This is a genomic window from Veillonella rodentium (genome assembly GCF_900187285.1).
GTDB lineage: Bacteria > Bacillota > Negativicutes > Veillonellales > Veillonellaceae > Veillonella > Veillonella rodentium.
Genome location: NZ_LT906470.1, coordinates 1,771,147 through 1,795,023, shown reverse-complemented (window position 1 = coordinate 1,795,023; position 23,877 = coordinate 1,771,147). Strand labels below are relative to the sequence as shown.

At 45.8% G+C, this 23,877-nt stretch carries 19 protein-coding genes; 14 read left to right on the top strand and 5 right to left on the bottom strand.

The window, feature by feature from the left end:
• Nucleotides 1-233: 233 nt before the first annotated feature.
• Nucleotides 234-1,373: an Ldh family oxidoreductase gene (locus tag CKV62_RS08335; protein ID WP_038117179.1), complete on the bottom strand. Its 1,140-nt coding sequence runs from the start codon at nucleotides 1,371-1,373 to the stop codon at nucleotides 234-236.
• A 580-nt stretch (nucleotides 1,374-1,953) separates the two neighbouring features.
• Between CKV62_RS08335 and CKV62_RS08330 the strand changes: the two genes are divergently transcribed.
• The 14 genes from CKV62_RS08330 (at nucleotide 1,954) to cysK (ending at nucleotide 15,475) form a co-directional block, all read left to right on the top strand.
• On the top strand, nucleotides 1,954-3,954 hold the full coding sequence (locus tag CKV62_RS08330) for a molybdopterin-containing oxidoreductase family protein (RefSeq protein WP_095066495.1): 2,001 nt from the start codon (nucleotides 1,954-1,956) through the stop codon (nucleotides 3,952-3,954).
• A gap of 99 nt (nucleotides 3,955-4,053) precedes the next feature.
• Nucleotides 4,054-5,391: a branched-chain amino acid transport system II carrier protein gene (brnQ, locus tag CKV62_RS08325; RefSeq protein ID WP_095066494.1), complete on the top strand. Its 1,338-nt coding sequence runs from the start codon at nucleotides 4,054-4,056 to the stop codon at nucleotides 5,389-5,391.
• A 95-nt stretch (nucleotides 5,392-5,486) separates the two neighbouring features.
• Nucleotides 5,487-6,560, top strand: a complete 1,074-nt coding sequence (locus CKV62_RS08320; protein ID WP_095066493.1) for an iron-containing alcohol dehydrogenase family protein — start codon at nucleotides 5,487-5,489, stop codon at nucleotides 6,558-6,560.
• A 52-nt stretch (nucleotides 6,561-6,612) separates the two neighbouring features.
• The gene (locus CKV62_RS08315; RefSeq protein WP_095066492.1) at nucleotides 6,613-6,849 is read left to right on the top strand and encodes a DUF1653 domain-containing protein; all 237 of its coding nucleotides are present in this window, start codon (nucleotides 6,613-6,615) and stop codon (nucleotides 6,847-6,849) included.
• Between the two features lie 8 nt (nucleotides 6,850-6,857).
• Entirely contained in the window at nucleotides 6,858-7,634 is a 777-nt protein-coding gene (locus CKV62_RS08310) for an HAD family hydrolase (RefSeq protein WP_095066491.1), read from the top strand.
• Nucleotides 7,635-7,864: 230 nt separating this feature from the next.
• The gene (locus CKV62_RS08305) at nucleotides 7,865-8,509 is read left to right on the top strand and encodes a peptidylprolyl isomerase (protein ID WP_095066490.1); all 645 of its coding nucleotides are present in this window, start codon (nucleotides 7,865-7,867) and stop codon (nucleotides 8,507-8,509) included.
• Entirely contained in the window at nucleotides 8,499-8,870 is a 372-nt protein-coding gene (locus tag CKV62_RS08300) for a GIY-YIG nuclease family protein (RefSeq protein ID WP_422821973.1), read from the top strand. The genes CKV62_RS08305 and CKV62_RS08300 overlap by 11 nt, the downstream gene beginning before the upstream one ends.
• Before the next feature lie 52 nt (nucleotides 8,871-8,922).
• The gene (locus tag CKV62_RS08295) at nucleotides 8,923-9,381 is read left to right on the top strand and encodes a YwiB family protein (protein WP_038117165.1); all 459 of its coding nucleotides are present in this window, start codon (nucleotides 8,923-8,925) and stop codon (nucleotides 9,379-9,381) included.
• The gene (argS, locus tag CKV62_RS08290) at nucleotides 9,347-11,080 is read left to right on the top strand and encodes an arginine--tRNA ligase (protein ID WP_095066488.1); all 1,734 of its coding nucleotides are present in this window, start codon (nucleotides 9,347-9,349) and stop codon (nucleotides 11,078-11,080) included. Before CKV62_RS08295 ends, argS begins: the two co-directional genes overlap by 35 nt.
• Nucleotides 11,081-11,095: 15 nt before the next feature.
• A complete protein-coding gene (locus CKV62_RS08285) occupies nucleotides 11,096-12,706 on the top strand; it encodes a CTP synthase (RefSeq protein WP_095066487.1) in 1,611 nt (536 codons plus the stop codon).
• On the top strand, nucleotides 12,703-12,915 hold the full coding sequence (locus tag CKV62_RS08280; RefSeq protein ID WP_095066486.1) for a hypothetical protein: 213 nt from the start codon (nucleotides 12,703-12,705) through the stop codon (nucleotides 12,913-12,915). The genes CKV62_RS08285 and CKV62_RS08280 overlap by 4 nt, the downstream gene beginning before the upstream one ends.
• 184 nt (nucleotides 12,916-13,099) lie before the next feature.
• Nucleotides 13,100-13,663, top strand: a complete 564-nt coding sequence (ahpC, locus tag CKV62_RS08275; protein ID WP_038117157.1) for an alkyl hydroperoxide reductase subunit C — start codon at nucleotides 13,100-13,102, stop codon at nucleotides 13,661-13,663.
• Between the two features lie 337 nt (nucleotides 13,664-14,000).
• Complete coding sequence (locus CKV62_RS08270) at nucleotides 14,001-14,450, top strand: RrF2 family transcriptional regulator (RefSeq protein WP_038117155.1); 450 nt, start codon at nucleotides 14,001-14,003, stop codon at nucleotides 14,448-14,450.
• Between the two features lie 89 nt (nucleotides 14,451-14,539).
• Entirely contained in the window at nucleotides 14,540-15,475 is a 936-nt protein-coding gene (cysK, locus tag CKV62_RS08265) for a cysteine synthase A (RefSeq protein WP_038117152.1), read from the top strand.
• A 226-nt stretch (nucleotides 15,476-15,701) separates the two neighbouring features.
• Here the strand turns inward: cysK and CKV62_RS09520 are convergent, their stop codons facing one another.
• The 4 genes from CKV62_RS09520 to CKV62_RS08245 form a co-directional block, all read right to left on the bottom strand.
• The gene (locus CKV62_RS09520; protein ID WP_197696273.1) at nucleotides 15,702-19,139 is read right to left on the bottom strand and encodes a subtype B tannase; all 3,438 of its coding nucleotides are present in this window, start codon (nucleotides 19,137-19,139) and stop codon (nucleotides 15,702-15,704) included.
• Between the two features lie 239 nt (nucleotides 19,140-19,378).
• Nucleotides 19,379-21,361 (bottom strand): PTS fructose transporter subunit IIABC, encoded by a 1,983-nt coding sequence (locus CKV62_RS08255; RefSeq protein ID WP_095066485.1) that lies wholly within the window; start codon nucleotides 21,359-21,361, stop codon nucleotides 19,379-19,381.
• Between the two features lie 48 nt (nucleotides 21,362-21,409).
• On the bottom strand, nucleotides 21,410-22,321 hold the full coding sequence (pfkB, locus tag CKV62_RS08250) for a 1-phosphofructokinase (protein ID WP_095066484.1): 912 nt from the start codon (nucleotides 22,319-22,321) through the stop codon (nucleotides 21,410-21,412).
• Nucleotides 22,322-22,480: 159 nt separating this feature from the next.
• Complete coding sequence (locus tag CKV62_RS08245; RefSeq protein ID WP_231968319.1) at nucleotides 22,481-23,818, bottom strand: Na+/H+ antiporter NhaC family protein; 1,338 nt, start codon at nucleotides 23,816-23,818, stop codon at nucleotides 22,481-22,483.
• Between the last annotated feature and the right edge of the window lie 59 nt (nucleotides 23,819-23,877).

Here is a 23,877-nt window from a genome sequence, read left to right as displayed (position 1 = left end):
AAATTATTTGATGAGTAAAATGCTATTATATAATTTTGTAAAAGTTCAGCAAAAATAAGAAGTTACAACATATTAATAGATATACTTATCGCAAAAAGTGATATAATCTCTAAAAATTTTTAACCTCATCGTTGTGAGAGGTTAAAACATAAGAGAGGGGACATAAACAGTGTTTATGTCCCCTTTCTGTACTAACTACATGTCCGTGTCAGGGCCAATACTAACTTAAGATATTAGTAGTTACCTTTGAACATTGTAGCAGGAGCTTCTGGTACATAATCGCCAAAGTAGGATTTGAAATCAAGGCCTAATTCGTTGCAAAGGTCTTGAACTTCAAGCATTGTACCGTTAAGAACAGGGATACCTTCTGCTTTAACTTTAGCAACGGATTCGTGTTCTTTTTCACCATGAGTGTAGATACGATCTTGACCTTGAGCTTTAGGTGCTTCACGTAATTCTTGTAAGAATTGAGAGAAGTGTTTTTTGATTTCAGCTGGGTCGCCGAAGAATTCAGGGTTGATAGCCATGAAGCCGTGGCAGATATTGGATTTACCGCCAACCATACATTTGTTGGAAGTGCCGCCTTGGGACAAGATGGAGGAGAATAATTCAGCAATCATGCCGTTACCATAACCTTTATGGCCGCCAAGAACTTCAGTAGCACCGCCTAGAGGAAGGATACCGCCGCCTTCATGACGGGAGATGTTGCCCAATACTTCAGCTGCATCAGTGGAAGGAACGCCGTCTTTATTAACAGCCCAGCCGTCTGGAGTAGCTTTGCCCATTTTGTTGTACATTTCGAGTTTACCGCGAGTTACAACAGTAGTGGAGCAGTCGAAGAAGAAGTCAACAGGATCAGCCGGAACAGTCCAAGCGATAGGGTTGGAACCGAGCATAGCTTTACGAGCATATACAGGAACCATGATTGCTTCGGAGTTCGTACAGGAGAAACCGATTAAGCCTTGGTCGGATGCCATTTTAGCATAGTAGCCGGCGATACCGTAGTGATTGGAGTTACGTACGGATACGATACCAACACCGGATTTTTTAGCTTTTTCGATAGCCATTTCCATAGCTTTGTGGCCCAATAACTGACCCATGCCGTCATGACCGTCGATAACTGCGGAGATTGGAGTTTCTTTTACAATTTCTGGTTTAGCGTCGATTTTGATCAAACCGTTAGTGATACCTTTGTGGTAACGAACCATACGTTGCATACCATGGCTTTGAATACCGAACAAATCGGAAGTTAAAAGTACATCTTGGATGATGTCCGCTTCTTTTTCAGTGAAACCGAATTTTTGGAAAGCGTCCATGCTTAATTTTTTTAGTGTTTCATAAGGGAATAACACAGTGTTTTTTGCGTCTGCCATTGTTAAAACCTCTTTTCAGAAAAATGTACCTGATATAGCCAACTCCACTTCGCGACAACCATGAACGTTACATGATATCCGGTGAGCTCTATATCCTCTCAAATGACACTGTCAGTATAGCACAGATACAAGTGATGTTGAATAGTTTTACATAGTGAATAACATTACTAAATACGCATAAGCTACGGTGATTTTCATCACAAAATCTGTAATTCATTCTTATAATGTCCGATTATACCTAAAATCATATAGGTATTACTTTTAGTCATCAATGGATGTGTTTTTTATAAAATTACAGAATTTTTATAGGCATTATTACTATATCTGTTCAATATTATAGAAAGAATGATAATGGATAGATATCGATAAATATTGAATTGTTCAAATTTATATATCACATTTAATGATGAGGTAATATATATAATGTGATAACTGAATGCATTGATATACATTTCGGTGAGTGATGTATATTCTGAAAGAAACAGGATTGTATCAAAGATTACACCTATTATATAAATCCTATATTATAATATAAATATACATCCTATAGTTTGTACAATTTATAAGTGAGGTGCTTATTATGAAAGAATATAAATCCGTATGCCCTTATGATTGCCCCGATGCATGTGGCCTTATCCTGTCGGTGGAAGACGATAAGCTGATATCCGTGCGAGGCAATAAGGAGCATGCTTTTACAAGAGGCACCTTGTGTCCGAAGATGGTTCATTACGAGCAGACGATTCATTCGCCGTTGCGTCTCAGGTATCCAATGAAGCGCATCGGCAGGAAGGGAGTCGGTGAGTCTCAATATGTACGCACATCCTGGGATGAGGCATTATCCATGATTGCGGATAATTTTGAACAGACTATTGAGACTTACGGCAGTGAAAGCATATTGCGGTATTCCTATGCGGGCACAATGGGGATTGTTCAAAGCGCTGCGGCAGATTATTTTTTTCGTCGAATCGGTGCCACGGATCAGGACAGAGGCATCTGTTCGCCCGCAAAGCAGGCCGGATTCCGTTCCGTTTATGGTGATACGTTAGCGATTAAACCTCAAGAGGCGCAACATAGTGATCTTATTATACTGTGGGGAATTAATGCTTCGGCTACGGACGTTCATATTCTGCACGATGTGAACGTGGCGAAGAAAAGCGGTGCTCGTGTATGGATTATTGATACGCATAAGACATATACCTTCAGTCAGGCTCATGAATGTGTATATGTGAAGCCGGGTACGGACGGGGCACTGGCATTGGGAATGATGCACATCATTTATCGCGACGGGCTTGATGATACGACATTTATTGAGCGATATGTACAGGGATATGCGGATCTGGTCGATAAGGTATTGAAAGATTTCACCCCTGAAAGGGCATCTGAAATCTGCGGTGTATCCACAGCGCGTATGACGGAGCTGGCTCATGCGTATGCTAAGGCGCGGGCACCGTTTATTCGTCTCGGTAGCGGATTGTCGAGATACGGGAATGGCTGTATGACCTGCCGGATTATTAATGCATTGCCGGCAGTTGTTGGAGCGTGGCAGCATTTAGGTGGCGGTCTTCTATCCAGTGCCAGCGGCAGTAAGTTTGTGGGAAAACAGGCAATGCAGCAACCGCAAGTTAATGCTCCGGCGAAACGGTTCATGCCGATGATCAAGCTTGGCTCGATGTTGACGGAACCGGAAGGAACACCGGTGCACAGTCTTTATATATTCTCGTCAAATCCGGCTATTACATTGCCGGATCAGAATATAGTGCGTCGAGGGCTCATGCGCGATGATTTGTTTACTGTCGTTCACGAGCGGTTCTTTACGGATACATGTAAATACGCTGATGTTATTTTGCCGGCCACGTCGTCGGTTGAACATGATGATATATATAATTCGTACGGACATTATACAATCGGTACCGGCTATAAAGCGATTAATCCGGTCGGCGAGTCCCGCTCCAATTGGCAGGTCATTTCGGAACTGGCCCGTCGTATGGGATTGGATGATGAATTTTTTACTTTCACGGAACGGGATCTGATTGAGCGCATTGTGCGGACGTCGGACCGTGTATCGGTGAAAGATCAGAATCGTATTCTTGACGGGGAGCCCGTAGAAATGACGGTGCCCGATAATTATAAGCTCGATTTTAAAACGCCGTCAGGTAAAATTGAATTATATAATCCGAATGATATGGAGCCTTTAATCCGGTATATGTCTCCATATGGTGATGATGCACCGTTCTGGCTCATTATCGGAAATGATATACGAATTCTTGACTCCAGTTTCTGCGAGCTTGATTTTGATGATCCGGAGTTGATGAAATTGCGGATTCATCCCGATGATGCAAAGGCTTATGGTATCGAAGACGGCGATGAGGTGGAAATTTATAATCAACGCGGCTCCGTCAAGATTAAAGCTTATCATGATGAAGATGTGCAACGCGGTACGTTGGTGACCCTCGGCGTGTGGTGGCAATCTCAATGTAGCGACCCTGAGTATGGTATTAATGTATTGACCGCCGATCGTCCGACCGATGAAGGCTGGGGCAGCACATTTTATGATGTACAGGTTTTTATACGCAAGAAATAGTTGTGTACATGGATATTGGATTTTATATTGTGTATCACCCCTTTAATTGTATATAATATAAAGTATTATTATATACGACCTAAAGGGGGTACAATTTTTATGGATGGAACAGGTAATCTGTCTACCCGAGCGTATTGGGCTATAGGCATGATGTTATTTGCGTTGTTCTTCGGAGCAGGTAATTTGATTTTTCCGGCAGCGCTCGGTCAGCACGCCGGTGATAATGTAGGCTGGGCTTTGCTCGGCTTTGTATTGACAGGTGTAGGGTTGCCGCTCTTAGGCGTTGTGGCCATGGGTTACTCCGGTTGTAAGGATGTAGAGGAATTAGCGGGCCGTGTACATCCGATTTACGGACTGCTATATACGGTTGCTCTTTACTTGAGTATCGGACCGATGTTTGCTATACCTCGTACGGGCACGGTTGCTTATGAAATTGCAATCAAGCCTTTTACAGAAGGCTTGAACATGAATATGGAGCCTATTTTTTTAGCTATTTTCTTTGGATTATCTTTATGGTTGTCCATCAGTCCTCAAAAATTGGTTAACCGTATCGGCAATATTTTGACCCCTGCATTGCTTCTTGTTATTTTGCTGCTGATTGTAAAATCATTTATTACGCCTCTTGGCGGCTATAGTGTGCCGCAACCGGCTTATGGTGATGCACCGACAGCGGTATTGCAGGGCTTCCTTGACGGTTACAACACGATGGATGCTCTCGCATCGGTGGTGTTCGCCATTCTTGTTATCGATTTTGTACGTCTCAGCGGTGCTACTTCTCGCGACGTCATTACGAAAACCGTGATGGAGGTAGGGGCTATTGCCGTAGCATTACTCGGCGTGGTATACATCTTTATCGCCAATATCGGCGCTACCAGCGTGGAACGCTTCGGTCTGTTCGATACGGGCGCACCTGTATTGTCCGTCAGCTCCCAGTATCTATTCGGAGATTTCGGTGAAATCGTATTGGCGATTATCGTTCTTTTGGCGTGCCTCAGTACGAGCATCGGATTGATCACGTCCTGCGGAACGTATTTCCACAAGCTGACCCCGAAGATTAGTTATAAACTATATGTAGTTATCTTTTCCGCAGCCGCCTTTGCGTTCAGTATGTTCGGTTTGAAAACCATCATCAGTGCGGCTATCCCGGTTTTGATGCTGCTATATCCGTTGACGATAGTAATTATCTTCCTGGCGCTTGGTCATAATGTATTCGGCGGTCGTCGTTGTATCTATGCATGGACGATGGCTTTCACCATGATTTCGGCCCTCATGAGCGGCCTCGAAACGGCAGGTATTGCACCGGGTTTCTTGGAAAATCTGTTTACTCAATATATTCCGTTCCAATCGGTCGGCATGGGCTGGGTGAGCTTTGCAGTTCTCGGTTTTATTGTAGGTCTTATTCACAAGGGTTTAGTGAGTGATTCTGTGAAAGCGTAATCTCATAGCGATACATAAAATTCCTCTATCCATTGATTTCGGATAGAGGAATTTTTATAATTAATCTGTAGAAAGACATTTGAAAGGAGAACATTATGCGTAGTACTCATTGTTTACCCAGTTACAGTTTTGGCGGTCACGAAGTATTTTCGTTGATCTCTCAATTTACAAAACGTTATGGATTCACGGTGGCGGTTATCGGTGGCGAAAAGGCATTAGCCGCAGCGTTACCGCATTTGGAGTCGGCTTTTAAGGCGGCCGGCATCAAGATTCTTGATGTCATTTTGTTCGGCGGAGAATGCACATTTCAGAGAAGCAAGGAAATCTCAGAAATGCCTTCGGTGAAAGCCGCGGACTTTCTCTTTGCTGTCGGCGGCGGTAAGGCTATCGATACGGTGAAGCTGGTGGCAATTGAACTCGATGATAAACCGTTCTTTACGGTTCCTACCATCGCTGCTACCTGTGCGGCTACGTCGGAAGCTGTTGCTGTATATACGGCAGACCATAACTTTGATGATGTAGCCTTTGTGAATCATCCGCCCGTGCATTGTTTTATCGATGCGGAGATTTTGGTGAATGCACCGAGCCGCTATCTTTGGGCCGGTATGGGGGATACCATCGCTAAGCACTATGAAACACTTATGTCTGCACGGAATCGTGAGCAGGTATATAACACGCAATTAGGGCTTACACTTTCCTCCATGTGTAGCGAACCGATTTTGGAACACGGATTACAGGCTTATAAGGATAATGAGGCGCATCGACGCAGTGAAGCCTTTGATATGATGGTGATGACCGTTATCTTCACGACGGGGATCGTATCCGGCTGTATGCCCGGCGATTATAACAGCAATATCGCACATGCGATCTGTTATGGCTGCGCTACGAATGAGAAAACGGAGAAACATCATTTACATGGAGAAATGGTGGCCTTTGGTCTTTTAATCTTGTTTGCGGTGGATAAACAGTTGGATGAATTAAAACGATGGTTGCCTGTTTATAAAGCTATCGGATGGCCGACGAAGCTTTCACAGCTGGATCTTGATGAATCACATATTCCGCAGGTTGTTGAAAAGGCCGTGTCCGTTCGCGATATCGTAATATCGCCGTATGAAATTACGAGAGATATGTTGAAAGATGCCATCGAATATATAGAGTCGTTATCATAATGATTTTAGGCTGAGTTGTCACATTGCTATATGCTATATAATGAGGTTAATGATGAGAGATATTGTAAAAGGCGGTTTATATCGACATTTTAAGGGCATGTATTACTATGTGCTGGATGTGGCAACGCATTCTGAAACGGGTGAAAAGCTTGTAGTATATCAAAAGCTGTATGATGAGCGCGATATGTATGTGCGTCCTCTTGAGATGTTTTTGAGTGATGTGGATCGTGAAAAATATCCTGAAGTGGAGCAGCGGGAACGCTTTAAATTGATGAGCGGACGTGATTAGGAGGGCCTGTGGAACAGAAATTTTTCTTTTTCGATATCGATAACACGTTGGCGGTGTGGCCGGAAGGCAATATTCCGGACAGTGCGCAATATTGTTTAGATGAACTTCAACGTCGCGGTCATCAGGTGGCGTTGGCGACGGGACGTATCCAGGTCGATGCCAAACGTTTTGCGGAAAGGGCGGGGCTCACCAATTTTGTAGCGGACGGCGGTCACAGCATTACCGTAAATAATGAACTTGTATCCATGATCGGCATGGATCGTGAGGCATGCATCAAGTATTTGGAATATTTGGAATCTCACCATATTCCCTGGGCTGTTACGGACCGTAATAAGTTAGGGCGTATTACGCCTTATAAGGAAATCCTCGATTGGCATCCCGATTGGGATGTATTTAAAACGACGGTGGATCCTGATTTTGACTTTCACAGTGTAGATGAATTTTATAAGATCTACGTGTTTTTCAAAGAAGGCGAAGAAGAGGCGAAGGATATTGAGCATATGACGCATAAGCTCATTCGTTACGGCGACGGCTGTGTTCTTTACGAACCGATGGAAAAGGCCTTGGGGATTCGTAAAATGCTTGATTATTTCGGTATGAAGCCGAACCAGGCTGTCGTGTTTGGTGACGGTTATAATGATTTATCCATGTTTAGACCTGAATGGCTTAACATCGCTATGGGAAATGCACGGCCGGAGCTGAAAGAAAAGGCTGATTACATCACGACGGATTGTGATAAGAACGGGATTTATAACGCATGCAAGCATTTTAAATGGATTGACTGATAATTTTAAGTGAATCGTTGGATAGACGAAAAATGCAATGGTCTATGCGGATTTAGCAAAATGATAAATTTAATATTTATTTAAACCATTTTTTTCTGAAAACATGATATACTAAAAAAGAGCCGCTCACGGGTTGAGCGGCTTTTCTATGTGAATATCGATTTATAATAAATTTTAGTATAAAAGATTTGTTGCACGTTGTGTGACGGTTTAATGTAAAAGGAGATGCTATGAACTGGAAACGTTTGGCATTATGCGCTATGTTGGGAATTGTCGTGCTGGGTACTACCGCTTGCAGTAGTCAGAGCGGAACGAGTCAGCCGCAAGGAAATACCGTACAGGCCGATACCGTAAAAATGCCGAATTTCAGCAATGCGCCGATTGCCGATGAATATGCCGTATTTGATACGAATTACGGACAGTTTAAGGTCCGCCTGTTAGGTTCTAAGGCGCCGATTACGGTGAAGAATTTCGACTATCTAGTGAAGAAGGGCTTTTATAACGGTGTTACATTTCATCGCGTTATCGAAGGCTTTATGATTCAGGGCGGCGATCCTGAGGGGACCGGCGCAGGTGGCCCCGGATATACGATTCCTGATGAGTTTTCCAACGATCTGCATTTCAATAAAATGGGCGTTCTCGCCATGGCTAACAGAGGTCCGAACACGGGCGGTTCTCAGTTTTTTATCACGTTGGGACCTACGGATTGGCTTGATAATAAGCACACCATCTTCGGTACTGTAGTGCAAGGCATGGATGTAGTGGAAAAAATCGGTAAGGTTAAAACGGACGGTAAAGATAAACCGGTACAGCCGGTGGTAATCAATTCCATTTCCTTGGAGCCGATTACTGATGACGCAAAGAATGGCAAGTAAGAAGCCCCGATCCGCGGTTGATGATGAGAAATCGGAATGCACTTCGACCTGTGGCGACGTCGTTGATTGTAAGGTCCTGCTGTCCGGAGACAGTTCGAAGGAGTCGGATTTACATTTTGTGTATATCGTAAAATGTGCGGATGACTCCTTGTATTGCGGATGGACGACGAATTTAAAACATCGGATGGAGGCTCATAACGGCATCATTCCGGGCGGCGCGAAGTATACCCGTGGACGTCGTCCCGTACAGCTGGTGTATGCGGAAAGCTTTCACGAGAAACAGGCGGCTCAACGTAGGGAATACGCCATTAAACGGATGTCGAAGACACAGAAGTTGAGACTCTTAAAGGATACAAATTAATCTGCAGTTATGATATAATATATTAGTTAATTACTACCTTGGAGGTTGAGATATGAAGCGGGTTCTGGTGTCCGTAAAGAGCGTACAACGAGATATGGATGGCAAGGATACCGTGGTTGAATTGATCTCGCCCGGTACGTGGCACGAAAAGGGGAATGTACAGTATGTACGTTATGAAGAATCAAGCGTGACCGGTATGGACGGGGTCAAGACGACGATTAAAATTTATGATGACTCCATCGTGCTTCTCAGAACGGGTGCGGTGAATATGCGTCATGAATACATCCGTGGTGAAGAGCGAGAATCTATTTATGAAACGCCATATGGTGATCTGCATATGGCTGTTAACACTCATGAATTAACAGTGGACTTTCACGATGGCAGCGGTCACGTTCATCTTGGCTATGATATTTCCGTTGAAGGTGAATGGCAGTTTTATAATCAGTTAGATATAGACGTGCGGGAGGATATAGAGCATGGACATGAAGGAAATCCTGAAATCGGGGATTGAGCAGGCGTTACAAGATACGATTAACAGCGGTGCACTACCGGCCGGAGACTATCCGGAAATCGTTCTCGAAGTGCCACCTCAAAAAGAGTTCGGTGATTTTTCCACCAATATCGCCATGCAATCGGCACGCGTCGCTCGTCAAAATCCTCGTGCTATTGCGGAGGCTTTGATTAGTCATATGAATTTTGACTGGCTTGACCGTGCAGAGGTGGCCGGTGCGGGATTCATCAACTTTTTCTTGAAATCCGATATGGTATACGATACGTTGAAAGCCATTTTGAATGCGGGCGAAACGTATGGTATGCAGCCTTTACGCGCACGGGATACAATTCAGGTGGAATATGTGAGTGCGAATCCGACAGGTCCGTTGCACGTAGGTCATGGTCGCGGTGCGGCATATGGCAGTGCTTTGGTTAATCTGTTGCGTGCGGCCGGTTATAATGTGCAGTCCGAGTACTATATCAATGATGCGGGTAATCAGATCGATAATATGGCGATTTCCATTGAATATCGCTTTCAAGAGCTGCAGGGGGCTACCTTGGTGTTCCCGCCTAAGCGCAATGAAGACAGCTGTATGCCGGAGTTCAACGTTCCGGAAGGGGCGCTCGTGTTCCCTGAAAACGGCTATCGTGGTCCCGATATTATCGAAACGGCGAAAGCTATTGCCGATAGAGAGGGTTATGATACGTTAAATGCGATGAGCGAGGCGGATCGTATTGCCTTGTTCAAAGAGGCGGGGCTTAAAGAAAAATTGGCCCGCTTAGAGGCGACGTTGAAAGATTTCCGCGTAACCTTCGATAACTGGTTCAGTGAACGAACTTTGCATGAAACTAATGAAATTCAATATGCTGTAGACCAGTTAAAAAATCTCGGCGCTATTTATGAACAGGACGGCGCCTTATGGTTGAAATCCACGGATTATGGTGATGACAAGGACCGCGTGGTTATTCGTGATAACGGCGTTCCTACGTATTTGGCGGCGGATATCGCATATCATCGCAATAAATACGAGCGCGGTTTTAATGAGATGATCAATATATGGGGTGCCGATCATCATGGCTATGTGGCTCGTGTGAAAGCAGCTATGGCCGCTTTTGATTTTGATCCTGATAAATTGACGATTCTGTTGTTACAGATGGTTGCGTTATATCGTGACGGAGAACTCGTAAAGCTCTCTAAACGCAGCGGCGACAGCGTCACATTGGATGAATTGATTGACGAGGTCGGCGTCGATGCATCTCGTTACTTCTTCCTGATGCGTTCTCTCGATAGCCAACTCGATTTCGATATTAACTTGGCGAAATCGCGCAGCAATGATAACCCTGTGTATTATATCCAATATGCTCATGCGCGTATTCACAGCATTTATAATCAGGTGCGTGAAGCCGGTATTGCATTTGGTGATTATAGTCAAACTGATTTCACAACGCTTACAAGTGAAATGGAATTAGAGTTAATTAAAAAGTTAGCTGAATATCCGGAAGAGGTTGTACAATCGGCAGAACATCGTGCGCCGCATCGCATTGCCCGTTATCTTTATGATTTGGCGAGCATGTTCCATTCGTTCTATCGTCAAGGGCGTATTATTGGCGTGGATCCGGCATTACAACAAGCTCGTCTTGGACTCATTACGGCGATTGCCCTCGTTCTTCGTCAAGGCTTGGGGATTTTAGGTATTTCCGCTCCGGAAAAAATGTAATAGGTGGGAGGCATCATGGCAACTAAGTATATTTTCGTAACTGGCGGCGTTGTTTCTTCTCTTGGTAAAGGGATTACGGCGGCATCTTTAGGTCGTTTGCTCAAAAACCGCGGATTTAATGTGACGATTCAAAAGTTTGATCCTTACATTAATATCGACCCGGGTACGATGAGCCCTTATCAACATGGCGAGGTGTTCGTAACCGATGACGGCGCTGAAACCGATCTTGATTTGGGTCACTATGAACGTTTTATCGATATCAATCTCAGCAAACGTTCCAATATTACTGCCGGTAAGGTATATTGGTCTGTCATCAATAAAGAACGTAAAGGGGATTATTTGGGCAGTACGGTTCAGGTTATTCCTCATATTACAAATGAAATCAAGCAAAGTGTGTACCGCGTAGGTAAAGAGGATAATGCCGATGTGGTCATTACCGAAATCGGCGGTACCGTAGGGGATATTGAAAGCTTGCCTTTTATGGAAGCCATCCGCCAGGTGAAAAAAGAGGTAGGTCGTAATGATGTACTGTATATTCACGTAACCTTGGTGCCATATATCAATGCCGCAGGCGAATTGAAAACCAAACCTACACAGCACAGCGTAAAAGAATTGCGCAGTATCGGTATTCAACCGGATATCTTGGTATGCCGCAGTGAAAAACATATTTCCGATGAAATGAAGGAAAAACTTGCTTTATTCTGTGATGTGGAACAGGAAGCGGTTATTGAAAATCAGACGTGTAACTCTATCTATGAAGTACCGTTGATGATGCAGGATCAAGGCCTTGATGAAATCGTTATCAAGAAGCTTGATCTTGAAGACCGTCCTTGCGACATGGAAGCATGGAAGGACATGGTTCATAAAATTTTGAACCCCAGCAAGAATATTACCGTTGCCATCGTCGGCAAATACGTGGCATTACATGATGCGTATCTTTCCGTTGTAGAGGCTTTGGACCATGCGGGTATTGCGGCCGATACAAAGGTGAATATCCGTTGGATTGACTCCGAGGAGTTGGATGATACATCTGTAAATCCTGCAGACGTATTTGAAGGGGTAGAAGGAATTATCGTACCGGGCGGCTTCGGTTCTCGCGGTGTGGAAGGCAAAATCCGTACCATTCAGTATGCACGGGAAAACAAGATTCCATATTTGGGACTTTGCCTCGGTATGCAATCGGCTGTTATGGAATTCGCCCGCAACGTATGCGGTATGGAAGGTGCAACCTCCAGCGAATTCGATGAACATGCAAAGTATAAAGTTATCGACTTGATGAGCGACCAGGTTGATGTAGATAAAAAAGGCGGCACCATGCGTCTCGGTATCTATCCATGTAAGGTGGAACCGGGCACAAAAGCTCATGAAGTGTACGGCAAGGACTTAATCTATGAACGTCATCGCCATCGTTATGAGTTCAATAATGAATACCGTCAACAATTGACAGATGCAGGGCTTGTTATTTCCGGTACATCTCCGGACGGCCGCTTGGTGGAAAGTATCGAAGTAAAGGATCATCCGTTCTTTGTGGCGACGCAAGCTCATCCGGAACTTAAATCGCGTCCGAACAATGCACATCCGTTATTCCGTGGTTTTGTAGATGCAATCCTGGAACTTAAAAAATGATGCAGATTATATCTATTATAGGTTTATTTATATTAGCTGCACTTAAGCTTGAACAATTTGTGTATGGTAAAGCCGGCAAGGAACAATCTACACCAGGCCGCGTTGCTAGACGTGGTGCCGCCGTTGTCGGCAGTCTATTCCTCGGTGGAGGATATATAAGCAGTAAAAAGATAGTGGTACGTAAAAAGAAGGCAGATGCTCAGAAATGAGTATCTGCTTTCTTTTTTGACAGTCAAAACTGTTACAGAAAAATATATCGATAAATTTAAAAATAATGCTTGCAATATTAAATGATTTTTGTTATTATATAGACAAAGATAGATATAGATTTGATGATAAGTACATCAATGTAAATATGTTAACTAAAAATGGAATTTATACAAGGAGGACATGATGTCTATTATAGGTAAAAAACTTCCTGAGTTTACACTTGATGCTTTCAAAAAACCTGAATTGGTAAAGGTAAGCACTGCAGATGTATTGGGTAAATGGTCTGTGTTCGTATTTTATCCAGCGGATTTCACATTTGTTTGTCCAACTGAATTGGAAGATGTACAAGATTCCTATGCGGAATTGAAAGAATTGGGTTGTGAAGTATACTCCGTATCCACTGACTCCGAATTCGTTCACAAAGCATGGTCCGATGCTTCTCCAAGTATCAATAAAATCGAGTACTACATGTTGGCTGATAAGAAACATGAATTAGCTGATTTCTTTGATGTATTCGATCCTGAGTCCGCTATGGCATATCGCGGTACATTCGTTGTGGATCCGGAAGGTATCATTCGTACTGCTGAAATCCATGACATGGGTATCGGTCGTTCCGCCGAAGAATTAGTACGTAAAGTACAAGCGGCTCAATTCGTAGCTAAACATGGTGACCAAGTGTGTCCTGCACGTTGGAAACCGGGTAAAGAAACGTTAAAACCGGGTCTTGATCTTGTAGGTAAAATTTAATTTATCTCGTATACCTTTTATCTAGACCATTTAGACAACTCCTCAAATGATATTACGGGCGCGGATCGTATCCCTATCGATTCCGGTAAGTCCCAATAACCTGATGAACCCTCTCCAATTCATCATGGTAAACCTCATATAACAAACTACAAACTATACGCAAAAGGACTGGCCTTCGGGTTGGTCCTTTTGTGTTATATAAGTTCTTGCAATTTTGATTCAGTTATTTTATAATAAAATTAATTCCTAGTGATATACAAGGTTTTGAAAGCGTAGATAGGAATTACATTTTAAATATATTAGAGCGTCTTGGCTTTTATAAAGAAAGGCAAAATATATGAGAATTTCCACAAAAGGCCGATATGCGTTGATGGTACTCATCGATTTGGCGGAGCAGGGGCAGGAAAAGCCCGTGTCCTTACGATCCGTTGCAGAGCGTCAAGGTATATCCGAAAAATATCTGGAAGGCATTGTAGCCCGATTAGTGGCGGCTGATTTAGTGGATAGTATTCGTGGAAAATACGGCGGTTATCGACTATCCAAAGCCCCAGAGGAATACACCATAATCGAGATTTTACTCGCCACGGAGGAATCCATGGCGATTATTTCCACTCTTGATGAAGGGGTTTCTACCGATGCGGTTATCAATGAGCGGACCGTTGGATTCTGGGCCGGGTTGCAAAACTACATTCACGATTATTTGGGCAGCGTAACGCTTCAAGATGTGATTGATGGAACTTACGCTAAACTCGATACTAAATACGATAACTGGGATGGCTCCATCTAATATAGAAAGTTCTATTTTAAATTCATATTATTTCGTAACATGATCAGTATGATTACATAGTTTATAGCGTTAGATAAGGAGTGATTACTATGTCTAATATCGCAAAATCTTTTGTAGAATTAATCGGTAAAACGCCGTTGCTAGCGGCTACACGCTTTGGTAAAACAGTCGGGGCGGAGTCTAACATTTTTGCCAAGCTGGAATATTTTAATCCCGGCGGCTCCGTGAAAGATCGTATTGCGGCGGCTATTATTCAGGCGGCTGTGGAATCCGGTGAATTACAGCCCGGTGGTACAATCGTAGAGGCTACATCCGGCAATACCGGTATCGGCTTATCCGCTGTAGGTGCCGCATTGGGCTATAAGGTAGTCATTGTAATGCCGGAAACAATGTCCATTGAACGTCGTAAATTGATGCTCGGCTATGGGGCTCAACTGGTATTGACCGATGGATCTCTCGGCATGAAGGGGGCCATTGCTAAGGCTAAAGAAATCGTAACTGCTACGGCTGGGGCGATTGAAGCGGGCCAATTCGTAAACCAGGCGAACCCTGCAGTTCATTATAAAACTACGGGTCCTGAAATTTGGCAGGACACAGACGGTGCTGTCGATATCTATGTAGCCGGTGTCGGTACAGGCGGTACATTGACCGGTGCGGGGCGCTATTTGAAAGAACAGAACCCGGGCGTCAAGGTGGTTGCCGTAGAGCCGGCTGATTCCGCGGTGTTATCGAATGGCAAACCGGGCCCTCATAAAATCCAGGGCTTAGGCGCCGGTTTCATTCCGGACATATTGGATACTCATATATACGATGAAGTTATTCAGGTTGCGAATGATGATGCATTCAAAACGGCTCAAGCATTCGGCCATACCGAAGGCGTATTGGTTGGTATTTCCTCCGGTGCTGCATTATGGGCGGCTCAAGAGTTGGCTAAACGTCCGGAAAATAAAGGTAAAAACATCGTGGTGATTCTTCCTGATACAGGGGAACGCTATTTGTCGACACCTTTGTTCCCGGAAGCATAGTGCTCTCGGATATATAAATTCTTGGACGTATAATATTTCCGGTAATGTAATATTTTGAAAGTATGATTTCTGAAAATATAATATCTCGAAACTTATACATTTTCACAATGCAATGAATACTTGTAAAAATGGTGAGTGAAAGAAGCGTGACAGAAAAGGACCTCCGTAGGGAGGTCCTTTCTTTATGTACTTTCATGTACTATATAATTGTTTGATTAGCAATCTGTTAGCGACCGTTTTTCACAATCGAATCCATCCAATTGAACAGTTCCTCCAGGTCATAGTCACCGGAGTGATCCACGTTGAACGGCGTCGCCATGTCTACCCTGTATCCGAGGTTTTGTGCACGTGTGCCGACGATTAACGGAATCGCCATGGATGTGTTACTATCCGCTGTACCGTATCGGATACGATAGTAACGTGCATTTGTTGCCGCCGGTGAACCGAGATAATTCATCGGGTTCATCATGGTAACAATTTTTGCGTTTTCTACATATACATCCTGATTGGATGTCGTATCGTGCAGAGCGGCGGTAATCGTAAAGTGATTGTTATCGCTTGTACTTGTACCGAAGAGGTTATTTTCACCGGAGTCGTTACTACGTGAATCGAATGCACCCGGCGCCTTCGAGCGACTTACAAAACGATTGTACGCTTCCCAGTTGATATCTTTAATAGCACCTGTTTTAGCATCTCGAATCACATATGTATGCTTCGATACGTCCGTACCATTAGCTTGCGCTTTATTAATCGCATCGATGATGAAAGCTTTCACATAAGCCTTGAAGCTGCCGTCACCGTTTTTGTCGAGTCTCAAGACACGTCCTATGGAGTCACGTAATTGCAAGTTGTTTACGTAGTCAGGGAAGTGTTCCTTGAGCAAGTTCGAGTATGCCACGTCATCCGTATTTAAGGTTACACGCTGTGTTGTACGTTTCGGTGGAGCGGCGTTACCGGAAACATTGGCTTGCGGTAATTCGCCTTGGCCCATAGATACTTTATCGAATGATGTAATACCGTTATAGCTCCATTCATAAGCCATGTCTGCCGCATCGAGGTTTGTAATCGGCGCGTATGCAGAGGATGCGTATACATCGGTCGGTGCCGTAGCAGCTCCGAGGGCTTGCAAGTATGGCTGGAAGTCAACGTTATTGCCCGCAGCCCCTTGTAATAAGGAGACTGCACCGCCCGCACTGGTACCGTTTGTGATGATTCGATTTGCATTACCCGGCATAGCGGCATCATTTGCATGTAAATAAGCCGTAGCGGCCTGTAAGTCGACGATAACCGCCGGCGCTTTGCCGATGTAATTGCCGTCGGATGCCTTATTGGTACGACCGCGCGTAGCAGGTGATGCCACAACATAACCGCGGGACAATGCGTAAAGGGCACTGTTCGGCTTGCCATTATCAGCTTTCGGTACCATAGGTTGACTTGGCATATAACCGCCTACCGAGTTCGGCATAAAGATAGGTGCCGTTTGTGTCGTATATCCGTTTATCGTACCGTTGTTAAAGTATTCTTCCGGCACATAGATATTGAGGTATTGCTGGTCGATGTCAATCGGATTTGATACATAAGGAATATATTCAAATGCACGATAGGTGATAGTTTTGTTATCCACCGTGCCCGTCATGGTTTCGTAATTCTTGGCATCGAATGTCAAGTTGATTTTCGCGGATGTATCTGCCTGCAACGGCGGATCCATAGGTTGTGAAAGTATATTCTTTTCGTCCGTTATAGCAGGTCCTTTTGTAGAAGCTTTGTTGCGGCTTTCTACATACGATTGAGGCAATGTATTGTCCTCAGCTGTTTTAGTTTCCTCAACTTTGGTTTTTTGAGTTTCTGAGGCTTTGTTTTTCTCGCCTTCTGCAGCTCTAGCTTTTTCTGCTGCTTCCGTTTTAGCTTTTTCTTCGGCTGCAGCTTTTGTTTTTTCAGCTTCTTCTGCTTTTGCTTTTTCAGCTGCAATACGTTCCTGTTCAGCCTTAGCCTTTTCTGCCGCTACGCGTTCCTGTTCGGCTTTGAGAGCAGCCTTCCGTTGAGCTTCGGCCTGATAAGCGGCGATACGTTCCTGCTCGGCCTTGATAGCGGCTTCGCGTTCAGCCTTAGCTTTTTCAGCCGCCGCTGCGCGTTGTTGAGCGGCTAAGCGTTCTTGCTCAGCCTGTTGAGCGGCGATACGCTCCTGTTCGGCTTTAAGAACGGCTTGCCGTTGAGCTTCGGCTTGTTGGGCGGCCATGCGTTCCTGTTCGGCTTTAAGAGCGGCCTGCCGTTGAGCCTCGGCCTGTTGGGCCGCTAGCTGTTCCTGCTGAGCTTTGAGAGCGGCCTGCCGTTGGGCCTCAGCCTGTTGAGCGACAATGCGCTCTTGCTCAGCCTTAAGAGCCGCTTGGCGTTGCGCTTCGGCCTGATAAGCTGCAATACGTTCCTGCTCGGCCTTGATAGCGGCTTCGCGTTCAGCCTTAGCTTTTTCAGCTGCCGCTGCGCGTTGTTGAGCGGCTAAGCGTTCTTGCTCAGCCTGTTGAGCGGCGATACGCTCCTGTTCGGCTTTGAGGGCCGCTTGACGTTGGGCCTCAGCCTGTTGAGCCGCCAGCTGTTCCTGTTGAGCTTTGAGAGCGGCGATACGTTCTTGTTCAGCTTTGAGAGCCGCCTGCCGTTGTGCTTCGGTTTGTTGAGCAGATGTGTATTTTTGTTCCGCCATACGGCGTTGTTCTTCTTGAATACGAAGCCGTTCCTGTTCGGCAGCTACGCGTTGCTCTTCCGCAATGAGGGAGTGTTCAGCCTGTTGAGCTGCGATACGATCTTGTTCAGCTTTTAGGGCCGCTTGGCGTTGAGCCTCAGTTTGTTGAGACGCGATACGCTCCTGTTCGGCTTTTATGGAAGCTTGTCGACGAGCTTCCGCCTGTTGAGCAGCTAACTGTTCTTGCTGAGCTTTAAGAGCGGCTTGTCGTTGTGCTTCAGCTGCTTTTGCTGTGCGGTTCTGCTCCTCTACTTGTTGCTGCTGAGCTTCCAGCGCCGCTTGCTCCAGTGCTTCTTTTTCTAAACGCTCACGTTCTGCGCGTTGGATGTCGCGTATAGTCAGTTTTTGTTTCGCTACGACGGATTTTGTCGTTGTTGTTCTTGCAATTGGCAGAGGGGCCGTAGAGGGTTCCTGTTGAACCACAGGGGCACGTTGAATTTGAGTTTTTTGTAATTCCGGTTTTCCATCAACTTGTTTTTCCACTACCGACTGCTCCGTTTGACGTTGTACATTCATTAAGCTATGCATCGCCAATGTCGGCTCCATTACGGTGTGTGTGTTTTTGTCTACCGTATATTGCGGTTTTTGTACTGTCGCAACAGGTTGTGCTATTGCCGTAACATCAATGGTATTACGGGGCGTATTTGCTTGTGATGCGGTAGATGTGGACGATTGTCCTTGTTGCATCTCCGATTGTGTCGACGCAGCCATCGGTTGTGTGGCGGATGGCGCGGTAGGTTGCGCCGCAGTTTGTTGTACAGCCGCAGCAGACACAGTCGCCGCAGAAGGGGTTGTAGTCTTAGATTCAGCGGTGGACTTAGTGCCGACTAAATCGCTCATATTGAGGGACGGTGCCGCATGTGCTACACCACCTAAGGCCGTTGCCGCTAAAAGGGCGGCAGTGACCTTCTGATTCTTGGTTGACTTCATGAATTAATGCTCTCCTACTAGATATGAATTGATAGTTAAAAAATTTAAAGTTAATTTATAGTTTAGCATAAATCCGTGTAATTGTACACTTTATACATATGCGGACCGTGAATTTATCTGATTTTATAGACATGATAAATTTTAAATTAAGGTTAATCGATTGAGATGTAAAGAAATTGTTTATGATGAAAGTAAAAGCCCTATACCGCGGCGGTATAGGGCTTTCACTAAAGGATATATTATTTTTTCAAGCTCGGTTTTACCAGGCCTAAGATGATACATGCAATAACGGAACCGATGGCGATGGATGCGAGATAAAGTAGCGGATTGCCGATGGTCGGCACCACGAAAATCCCGCCGTGAGGAGCGCGTAGGGTGCATTCAAATAACATAGATAATGCGCCTGCTGTACCGGCACCGATGATGCAGGCCGGCAATACGCGAATCGGATCGGCCGCTGCAAACGGGATGGCACCTTCGGTGATGAAGGAGAGGCCCATGATGTAGTTGGTCAAACCGGATTTGCGTTCCGCTTCGGTAAAACGGCTAGGGAAGAAGGTCGTGCAAAGGGCAATCGCCAATGGTGGCACCATGCCGCCTGCCATAACCGCCGCCATGATACCGTATTCACCGGTTGCTAAAGCGCCGGTACCGATAACGTAAGCTGCTTTGTTTACAGGACCGCCCATATCAACGGACATCATAGCGCCGAAGATAAGACCCAACAATACACGGCTTGTGGTGCCCATGGATTGCAGGGAATCCATCAACCAGTGGTTAAGTGCGGATACCGGCGGATTGATGATAAAGGTAATAGCAAGGCCTATGAATAATACGCCTAGTACCGGATAGAAGAGAACGGGCTTCGTGCCCTCCAATGCTTCCGGCAGGCCGGATACGAGTTTTTTAACCAATAAGACTAAATAGCCCGCTGCAAAGCCGGCAATTAAGGCGCCGAGAAAGCCGGAGCCGCCCTGGTTTGCTAATAAACCGCCTACAAAGCCTGCTACGAGACCGGGACGGTCTGCGATACTCATGGCGATATAGCCGGCGAGAACCGGCAACATGAATCCGAAGGAGGCGCCGCCGATTTGCATCAGAAATGCTGCAAGCGGCGTACCGGAACCGAAGTTTTTAGGATTTGCCGGATCGAGTGTATCAAAGAGGAATGCCAATGCGATTAAGATACCGCCGCCGATAACGAATGGTAACATATGGGATACGCCGTTCATCAGATGTTTGTAAATTTGACGACCGATGCTGTCCGAAGCATCTCCGGTCACTTCCGAGTCTTGTTGCTCGGCGTTGGAGGCGTGGTATACAGGTGCTGTACCAGACATGGCTTCCGTTAATAATTCCTCAGCCTTGTTGATGCCGTTGGCAACCTTTGTCTGAATCATCGGCTTACCGTTGAAGCGAGCCATTTCGACTTGGCGGTCAGATGCGATGATGATGCATTTTGCGTGTGCGATTTCCTCCGCTGTGAGCGCGTCTTTTACGCCGGATGCACCGTTCTTTTCAACCTTTAGGGAGATGCCCATCTCCTTGGCTTTGCGGTCTAATGATTCCGCCGCCATGTAGGTGTGGGCGATGCCCGTAGGACAGCCTGTAACGGCTAATACATCATAATACGGATTGGTTGCAGTCGCTGTTTCTGTTGCGAAAGCCGTTGTATCGGTTGCGGCATTGTCGGATTGCGCAACACTTAATGTGCTTTCAGCGGTCGTAGCGGATTTGATACATCCCGCTACGGACGGATCAAAGTGGCCTTGCTCCTTAGCCGTGATGAGTTCCAGGAACCGCTCTACCGTAGGGGCGGCGATGAGGGCCTCCTTGAAATCCGGATCGATAACCATCGTCGCGAGTTGACTTAAAACCTCTACATGCGTATCTGCAGCTCCTTCCGGAGCGGCAATCATGAAGAATAAGCGGGACGGTTGACCGTCTAAGGCCTCGAAATCGACGCCGTTCGGCACGACCATAGCCGCAAGGCCTGCTTCGCGAACGCCTGTGGATTTGGCGTGAGGTGTGGCGATACCGTCGCCGAGACCGGTGGAACCGGATTCTTCACGGGCGAAAACGGCCGCCAGATACTCTGCTTTGTCGATGAGATGGCCGCCCTTATCCATCAGTTCCCCTAACATGTAAATGGCATCTGCCTTTGTTACCGGCTCCGCGTTTAAGAGGACGGATTCCGGTTTTAATAAATCGGTGATTTGCATATATGTACTCCTTGATGCAGATAAAATAGAAAATTATTGAAATGTGATTTAGGGTTGTACTTGTGAAAGTAGTGCTTCCACCTCGTCCAATGTGGCGAGGTTTTCCGAATAGGCCGAAGCGGACCCGCTGGCGATGCCCCAGCAGAGGGCCTCTTGAAGGCTACCTGTTTTCTCGTAGCCCGTAATAAATCCGGCCACCATGGAGTCTCCGGCTCCTACGGAATTTACGAGGGTTCCCTGAGGGGCTTTGCTCGTGTAGACTGTACCGTCTGCAGCTACTAAGATAGCGCCGTCGCCGGCCATGGAGATCAGGACGTGTTGAGCACCTTTTGCCTGTAATTCTTTTGCGGTCGATACCAGGTCATCCTTTGAAGATAAGGTGCGACCGAAGATTTCGCTCAGCTCGTGATTATTGGGCTTGATTAAGAACGGTTTATACGGTAATACACGCGTCAGAAGATCCTTTGTGGCATCGACGATGATGCGGATGTGTTTGTGCTGTAAACGCTCCATGATGCGTTCGTACATATCGCTCGGCAGGTTTGAAGGAATGCTGCCCGCAAGGATCAGAATATCCTTGGCAGTCAGTGAATCCAACTGTGTGTACAGTGCCTGTAATTCATCGTCGGCGATGGTCGGACCGCGACCGTTGATTTCCGTTTCCTCGTCGGATGCTTTTACTTTCACATTGATGCGTGTTAAACCTTCCCGGAGACGGATAAAGTTTTCCGTTACGCCGAATTGATTCAGCTGGGTCACGATTTCCTGACCGGTGAAGCCCGCGATGAAACCGAGTGCTGTCGTATTCATGCCGAGATTGTTGAGCACAATGGAAACATTGATGCCTTTACCGCCACCGAGGACATATTCCTGCGTGGTGCGATTGATCGTGCCCGTTTTGAGATGGTCCAGGCGTACGATGTAGTCGAGGGCCGGATTAAAGGTGATAGTGTAGATCATATATATTCCTCTTTGATACTACGTAAATAATTATCATATCGAACTATTATTATATTGAACGACTAAACGACTATTTATATTATGTTTTATGCTGAATTATATTTTATACGAAATCATGCCGAATGGAACGGATGTTTTCGTGTCAGAACAATACTTGTATCAGATTGATTTTATCCTGTCATGTCGGCACAGGCGCAACCAGTAGATGAGAGGCGTCAGATACAAGAAGAAGGCGAATGGTATATAGCCGGTTGCACTGGTATTCAACATGATAACAGGTACGAGAGCGGCGATATTCCACGGTTGTAAGGCGGTGATGAGGATGCCGCTGTTTTCAAAGTCCAGCATTACGTCGTCCGCCTGAATGCTTTGTTTCGCATAGGTGGTGCGCATAATGGAATGGGTCATGATGATAGCGATGGCCTGGCTGCAGCCGATAGCGCCCGTTAAAAAGGCGAGTCCCGCATTGGCTGCAAATAAGCTGCTGCGCGAGTTAGCATGGTCTAAGAGCTGTCTCATTTCGTTCCAGAAGCCGACGCCTTCCAGCATGTTCGAAATGGCGCAGGCCATAAATATTGATAAAGACGGAATGAACATGGTTTTGAGACCGCCGCCGTGAATGATATCTGCCAGAGGATTGTAGCCGGGAAGCTCGAAGCCCGCCAGGCTGAACCGGGCCAGGTCAGACAGGCTTTGGCCTTGACTGGTATACGCTAGAATCGCGGCCGCCAATGCGCTGAGGCCGATGGGCCATCTGATGGATACTTTCAGAGGCAATAATGCCATGACGATGATGACGGGAATCCATAACATCCAATTGATATTGAAAATGAAAGGAATCGTATCGGACAGATAATTGTCTGTAGTATCCAACGGAAACCATTGGGATAGCAAAATGTAGAGAAGCGTTGAAATGACGAGCGCCGGTATGCTGTCCGTAAACATTTTTCGGATATTCGTCCGTACCTCGGTATGCGTTAAGGCAGCCACGAGGGATGCACTGGATGAGAGGGGACTGTTGCGGTCGCCCACATACGCTCCGGCAATGATAGCACCAGCTACGATGCTTTCCGGTATATTTCCGGCCCGTGCGACGGCGATGAGTACGATTCCGATGGTGCCTACCGTGCCGAGAGATGTGCCGAGCAGCATGCTCACGATGGCGGCGATGAGAAAGGCACAGGCGATAAAGATATATGGGTTAATCCAGTCGATGCAGGTGGCGATGATCATAGGTATAGTTCCCGATGCCTGCCACATGGCGATGAGCCATCCGATGAGAAGAAAAATCTGTATTACACCAATCGATGACTTCGCACCTGTCCAGGATAACTTGAGCAGTTCTTTCGGCTCATAACCCTTACGGTAGAATACGTACGCCATGATACACCATACCGTGAGCAAGGCGTAGCCGATAGCGATACCGTTAGCTACGGCGGTGATAATGACGATGATGGACAGCAATAAGCCGATGAGAGATTCTATGTTTCGGGGCATTAATGAACGACCTTGCCGATAGTTCAGAAATGCGTTCAGTATCAGTTGCAACCATTTCA

Excerpts from the sequence above, each read along its gene's own strand:
- brnQ (WP_095066494.1), top strand. The coding sequence starts at position 4,054 with ATGGATGGAACAGGTAATCTGTCTACCCGAGCGTATTGGGCTATAGGC.
- CKV62_RS08315 (WP_095066492.1), top strand. The coding sequence starts at position 6,613 with ATGAGAGATATTGTAAAAGGCGGTTTATATCGACATTTTAAGGGCATG.
- CKV62_RS09520 (WP_197696273.1), bottom strand. The coding sequence starts at position 19,139 with ATGAAGTCAACCAAGAATCAGAAGGTCACTGCCGCCCTTTTAGCGGCA.
- CKV62_RS08320 (WP_095066493.1), top strand. The coding sequence starts at position 5,487 with ATGCGTAGTACTCATTGTTTACCCAGTTACAGTTTTGGCGGTCACGAA.
- CKV62_RS08300 (WP_422821973.1), top strand. The coding sequence starts at position 8,499 with ATGGCAAGTAAGAAGCCCCGATCCGCGGTTGATGATGAGAAATCGGAA.
- CKV62_RS08335 (WP_038117179.1), bottom strand. The coding sequence starts at position 1,373 with ATGGCAGACGCAAAAAACACTGTGTTATTCCCTTATGAAACACTAAAA.
- CKV62_RS08285 (WP_095066487.1), top strand. The coding sequence starts at position 11,096 with ATGGCAACTAAGTATATTTTCGTAACTGGCGGCGTTGTTTCTTCTCTT.
- pfkB (WP_095066484.1), bottom strand. The coding sequence starts at position 22,321 with ATGATCTACACTATCACCTTTAATCCGGCCCTCGACTACATCGTACGC.
- CKV62_RS08330 (WP_095066495.1), top strand. The coding sequence starts at position 1,954 with ATGAAAGAATATAAATCCGTATGCCCTTATGATTGCCCCGATGCATGT.
- CKV62_RS08255 (WP_095066485.1), bottom strand. The coding sequence starts at position 21,361 with ATGCAAATCACCGATTTATTAAAACCGGAATCCGTCCTCTTAAACGCG.
- CKV62_RS08305 (WP_095066490.1), top strand. The coding sequence starts at position 7,865 with ATGAACTGGAAACGTTTGGCATTATGCGCTATGTTGGGAATTGTCGTG.
- CKV62_RS08295 (WP_038117165.1), top strand. The coding sequence starts at position 8,923 with ATGAAGCGGGTTCTGGTGTCCGTAAAGAGCGTACAACGAGATATGGAT.
- CKV62_RS08280 (WP_095066486.1), top strand. The coding sequence starts at position 12,703 with ATGATGCAGATTATATCTATTATAGGTTTATTTATATTAGCTGCACTT.
- argS (WP_095066488.1), top strand. The coding sequence starts at position 9,347 with ATGGACATGAAGGAAATCCTGAAATCGGGGATTGAGCAGGCGTTACAA.
- CKV62_RS08270 (WP_038117155.1), top strand. The coding sequence starts at position 14,001 with ATGAGAATTTCCACAAAAGGCCGATATGCGTTGATGGTACTCATCGAT.
- ahpC (WP_038117157.1), top strand. The coding sequence starts at position 13,100 with ATGTCTATTATAGGTAAAAAACTTCCTGAGTTTACACTTGATGCTTTC.
- CKV62_RS08245 (WP_231968319.1), bottom strand. The coding sequence starts at position 23,818 with ATGCCCCGAAACATAGAATCTCTCATCGGCTTATTGCTGTCCATCATC.
- cysK (WP_038117152.1), top strand. The coding sequence starts at position 14,540 with ATGTCTAATATCGCAAAATCTTTTGTAGAATTAATCGGTAAAACGCCG.